The 4,515-nt window shown below is 73.9% G+C and carries 5 protein-coding genes; 1 reads left to right on the top strand and 4 read right to left on the bottom strand.

From position 1 onward, the window contains the following. From D6689_11420 to queA, 4 genes are all read right to left on the bottom strand, one after another. A partial coding sequence (locus D6689_11420; GenBank protein ID RMH41334.1) for a hypothetical protein occupies positions 1-525 on the bottom strand: 525 nt, incomplete at its 3' end. Positions 526-606: 81 nt separating this feature from the next. After that, complete coding sequence (yajC, locus tag D6689_11415; protein RMH41333.1) at positions 607-897, bottom strand: preprotein translocase subunit YajC; 291 nt, start codon at positions 895-897, stop codon at positions 607-609. Positions 898-963: 66 nt separating this feature from the next. Further along, complete coding sequence (locus D6689_11410) at positions 964-2,049, bottom strand: tRNA guanosine(34) transglycosylase Tgt (protein ID RMH41335.1); 1,086 nt, start codon at positions 2,047-2,049, stop codon at positions 964-966. Then, on the bottom strand, positions 2,046-3,113 hold the full coding sequence (gene queA / locus D6689_11405; GenBank protein RMH41332.1) for a tRNA preQ1(34) S-adenosylmethionine ribosyltransferase-isomerase QueA: 1,068 nt from the start codon (positions 3,111-3,113) through the stop codon (positions 2,046-2,048). Before queA ends, D6689_11410 begins: the two co-directional genes overlap by 4 nt. A 23-nt stretch (positions 3,114-3,136) precedes the next feature. Between queA and D6689_11400 the strand changes: the two genes are divergently transcribed. Continuing rightward, a partial coding sequence (locus D6689_11400) for a hypothetical protein (protein ID RMH41331.1) occupies positions 3,137-4,515 on the top strand: 1,379 nt, incomplete at its 3' end.

Raw genomic sequence — 4,515 nt, 5'->3', positions numbered from 1 at the left:
GCTCGGCTCCGCGATGCCGCGCGAGTTGACGCGGTCGCGCACCGTCTTGATCGCCTGCTCGAGCGCCGACTCCTTGATGCGATCGGCGTAATCGGACGAGACCCGCAGACACAGGGCGCCCTCGTCCACCTTCGGGCACGGCCGGTCGACGAGGATCTCGTCGTAGTCAGCGAGGAACTCGCTGCGAATCTTGTCGTACAGGGCCGGATCCTTCGCGACGATCGTGATCGCGCCGATCGGCGTGAGCGGCGTCTTGACCTCCGCGTCGATGCCGTGCTCGGAAAACGCGTCGTCCAGATCGCGCTTGATCTCCGACGCCTTGTCGTCGACCGCCTTGTCCAGATCGACGCTGTAGACGATCTGGAGGCCGCCCTGCAGGTCGAGACCGAGCTGTATCTTCTGGTTGAACAGACCGCCGAGACCGGGCGGAACCAGGCCGGGAGCGAAGGTCGGCGCAAGTGTCAACAGCGACACGATGACGAGCACGCCCAGCCAGATCAGTCGCCATTTCAGCTTTCGATCCATGATGTCTCAGTTGTCAGACGGGTTGTCGGACGAATGCGCCGGCCGCAGTGTGCCGCCCCGCGCGGGTCGATCTGACGCGGCCTACGCCGCGCGCCGCACCTCGTCGCCGGCCGCCGCGCCGTGCATGCTGTCGATGTAGTCGCGCCGCACGCGCACGCGCACCTTCTCCTGCAATTCAATGGTGAGGATCGCGTCCGAGACGCCGACGACCTTGCCGATCAGGCCGCCGCGCGTGACGACCTCGTCCCCCTTCTTGAGGCGGGCGAGCATGGCCTGGTGCTCCTTTTGGCGCTTCATCTGCGGGCGGATCAGCAGCAGCCAGAACACGCCGAACATCAGGAGCATGAACAAAACCGGGGACATACTTTGCACGAGACGTCTCCTCGCCTGGGGAAAACCCTAAAAGACGCGCAGCTTTAGCATCGCGCCCGGGCGGCGTCAAGCGCCGCGCGCGCCGGCGACGATTCGGGCGCGCAGCGACGCCATGTGCCGCGCGTAATGCGTGAGATTGTGAAGTGTTGCGAGCCGGCTGTAGAGGATCTCGCGGCTCGTGTACAGGTGGCGCAGGTAGGCGCGCGTCGTCGTCCGGCAGGTCGCGCAGGGGCAGGTCGGGTCCAGCGGGCGGGTGTCCTCGCGGTAGCGGGCGTTCGAGATGACCACGCGGCCCTCGGACGTAAACAGCGATCCGTTGCGCGCGTTGCGCGTCGGCATCACGCAGTCGAACAGGTCGACCCCTGCGAACACGGCGCGCTCGATGTCCGCCGGCGTCCCGACCCCCATCAGATAGCGCGGGCGATCGGCCGGCAGGTCGGCCGCGAACGCGTCGAGGACGGCGTACATGTCCTCCGGCGCCTCGCCGACGGACAGGCCGCCGATCGCGTAGCCGTCGAAGCCGATGTCGACGAGTTCGGCGAGATGCCGGCGGCGGCGGCCGACGTCCAGCCCACCCTGGACGATGCCGAACAGCGCCTGCCCCGGCGGCCGGTCGACCGCCGCACACCGCCGGGCCCACGCGGTCGTCCGCGCGACCGCCCGCTCGTGCTCGGCGTCGCTGGCGCCGGCGGGCGGACACTGGTCGAACACCATCGCGATGTCCGACCCGAGCACGCCCTGGATGTGCATGGACAACTCCGGCGTGAACCGGTGCGACGACCCGTCGATGTGGGATCGGAACGTGACGCCGTCGTCGTCGATGCGGTTTCGGTGCGCGAGGCTGAACACCTGGAACCCGCCCGAGTCGGTGAGGATGGCGCGCCGCCAGCCCATCATCGCGTGCAGGCCGCCGTGCGCGCGCACCACGTCGAGGCCCGGCCGCAGATACAAATGATAGGTGTTGCCGAGCAGGATGCGCACATCCAGCGGCGGCGCCTCGAGTTCGCTCGGCAACATCGCCTTGACGGTGCCGGCCGTGCCCACGGGCATGAACGCCGGCGTCGGGATGTCGCCGCGCGGCGTGTGCAGCACGCCGGCCCGCGCCTTCCCGGAGGTGGCGACCACCTCGAACGAGAACCCGGGCGTGTTCATCCGGCGCCGGGCCTCCGCCCCGGTGCCGCCGTCCGCCATCGCCCGCCCGCCCGCGCGATCAGCATCGCGTCGCCGTAGCTGTAGAACCGATAGCGCGCGGCGACGGCGTGCCGGTAGGCGGCGAACACGCAGTCGGTGCCGCCGAACGCGCACACGAGCATCAGCAGGGTCGATTCCGGCAAGTGGAAGTTGGTCACCAGCAGATCGACGACCTGAAACGCGAACCCCGGCCGGATGAACAGCCGGGTCGCGCCGCGGTCGCCGCGCGCGTACGCCTCGAGCGCGCGCACGACGGTCGTTCCGATCGCAACGACCGGCCGGCCGCTGGCGACCAGGCGCGCGGTGCGCTCGGGGATGTCGAACGCCTCGGCGTGCATCTCGTGGTCGTCGAGGTCGTCCGCGCGCACCGGGGCGAACGTGCCCGGACCGACCCGCAGGGTCAGCGTCGCCACGTCGCCGGGCAACGCGTCGAGCAATTCCGGCGTGAAGTGCAGGCCGGCGGTCGGCGCGGCGACGGCGCCCGGCGCGCGCGCGTAGACGGTCTGGTAGCGCTCGGCGTCCTCGCGGGTCGCGCCGCGCGGGCGCGCGATGTACGGCGGCAGCGGGACCTCGCCCCACCGCGCGCACAGGTCGTCCGCCGGCTCGGGCAACACGACCTCGACGGTGCCGTCCGGCGCGCGGTCGGTCGCGATGTGGACGGTGGGACCGCCGCCGGCGAGCGCGACCGGCGTGCCGGCGCGCAGCGGCTTGGACGCGCGCGCCATGGCGCGCCAGCGGTGGCCGCCGGCCGGATCGCGCGGGTCCGGCGCCGCGAGCGGCTCGAGCAGCAGCAGCTCGACCGCGCCGCCGGTCGGCTTGTGGCCGCGCAGCCGCGCCGGGACGACCTTCGCATCGTTGACGACCACGACCGCGTCCGGCGGCAGCAGCGCCGGCAGATCGGCGAACGTCCGGTCGTCCAGACCGTCGTCGCCCACGACCAGCAGCCGCGATGCGTCGCGGCGCGCCGCGGGGGTCTGCGCGATCAGCTCGCGCGGCAGGTCGTAGTGGAAGTCGCGCCGGCGCACGGGGCGCGCACTATACTCCGCACGTGACCCGTCGCCACCGCCATCGCGCCCGACCTCCGGTCGCGGCGCCGGCCGCGCCACCGCGGGCGCCGAACGCGGCCGGATGCGCCGAGCCGGCGGTCGTGCCGCTGCGGCGCGCGGTTGCCTGGGCCGGGGCCGCGCTGGCCGCGCTGGCGATGACCGAGCCGCGGGCGGCCGCGCAGACGCCGGTCGCCACCGCGGAGCTGCGGTTCGACATCGACGGCGACGGCGCGGCCGACGCGATCCGGGTCGAGGCGAGCGGGCTCGTGACGCTCCAGCGCAGCGGCGCACCCGGCGCGGGCGCGGTGCGCGCGTTTCGCGCGACGGACCTGCCGCTGCGCCGAGCGACGCTGTCGGCGCGCCGCTACGGTCGCCGCGCGGTCATCCTCGCGCAGGCCGAGTTCGGCCCGCGCCGGGCGCCCCGGCCGGCCGCGGCCGAGGCGCTCGTCCTCGCCTACGACCGCGGCGACCTCGTCGTCCTCGCGCACGAGGCCGTCGGACCGCAGGGGCGAGACGGCGAGTGGAGCCGCGACGTCGCGCTCACGCCGGCCGGCGTCGTCCGCTACCAGTCGCGCCCGGGGATCGCCCGGTGCGACGGCGCGCCCGCCTACCTGTACGCCGAGATGTTCGATTTCGACCGCCGCGCGTTTCGCCGCGCCACGTTGCCGGTGCAACTTCCAGCCGGCACCCCCATCGCCGCCGCGCGCGTCGGCGCCCCGCCGGCGGGACGGCCGATCGCGTTTCGGTTCGACGCGGTGAGCCGGGACGCGCGCGCCGCCGGCGCGGCGGACCTCGCCCCGCCCCGCGAGCTGGCCGACGGCGATCCGGCGACGGCCTGGACCGGGTTTTCGCGCGGCGACTTCGCCACCGCTCGGCAGCGGACCGATCACCCGGTCGCCGGCGTGCGCGTGGTGGCGCGCGGCGTGCGCGAACTCGGGCTCGTCCTCGGCGACCGCACGCTCCGCGTTCGGCTTCACCCGCGCGCCGCCGAGCAGTGGATCGAGCTGTCGCCGCCAGTACGGGCCCGGTGCGCGACGGCGGTGATCACCGCGGCGGACCGCGACGCCGCGATCGCCGAGCTACACGTGCTCACGGACCTCGAACTGTCGGCCGACGGCGGCGCGCGCGCCCTCGCGGAACAGGTCGCACGCGGCGACCGCACGGTCGACGCCGTCGACCAGCTCGCGCGGCTCGGCGCCGCGGCGCTCGACGCGCTCACCGCAGCGGCGCGCGCCGCCCCCACCGACGAAGCCGCCGCGCGCGCGCGAACGGCGATCGCCGTGCTGGTCGCGCGCGGCGTGGCGCCGGGCGCCGGCGCGCTCGACGAGCTGATCGCGGGCTGCGCGCGCGCGCGCGCAGGCACGGCCGCGCTGTCGACCTG

It is taken from the genome of Deltaproteobacteria bacterium, assembly GCA_003696105.1.
Taxonomy (GTDB): domain Bacteria; phylum Myxococcota_A; class Polyangia; order Haliangiales; family J016; genus J016.
The sequence above is the reverse complement of the archived record's forward strand: the minus strand, read 5'-3'. Positions and strand labels throughout refer to the sequence as shown.

Excerpts from the sequence above, each read along its gene's own strand:
- D6689_11410 (RMH41335.1), bottom strand. The coding sequence starts at position 2,049 with ATGAACACGCCCGGGTTCTCGTTCGAGGTGGTCGCCACCTCCGGGAAG.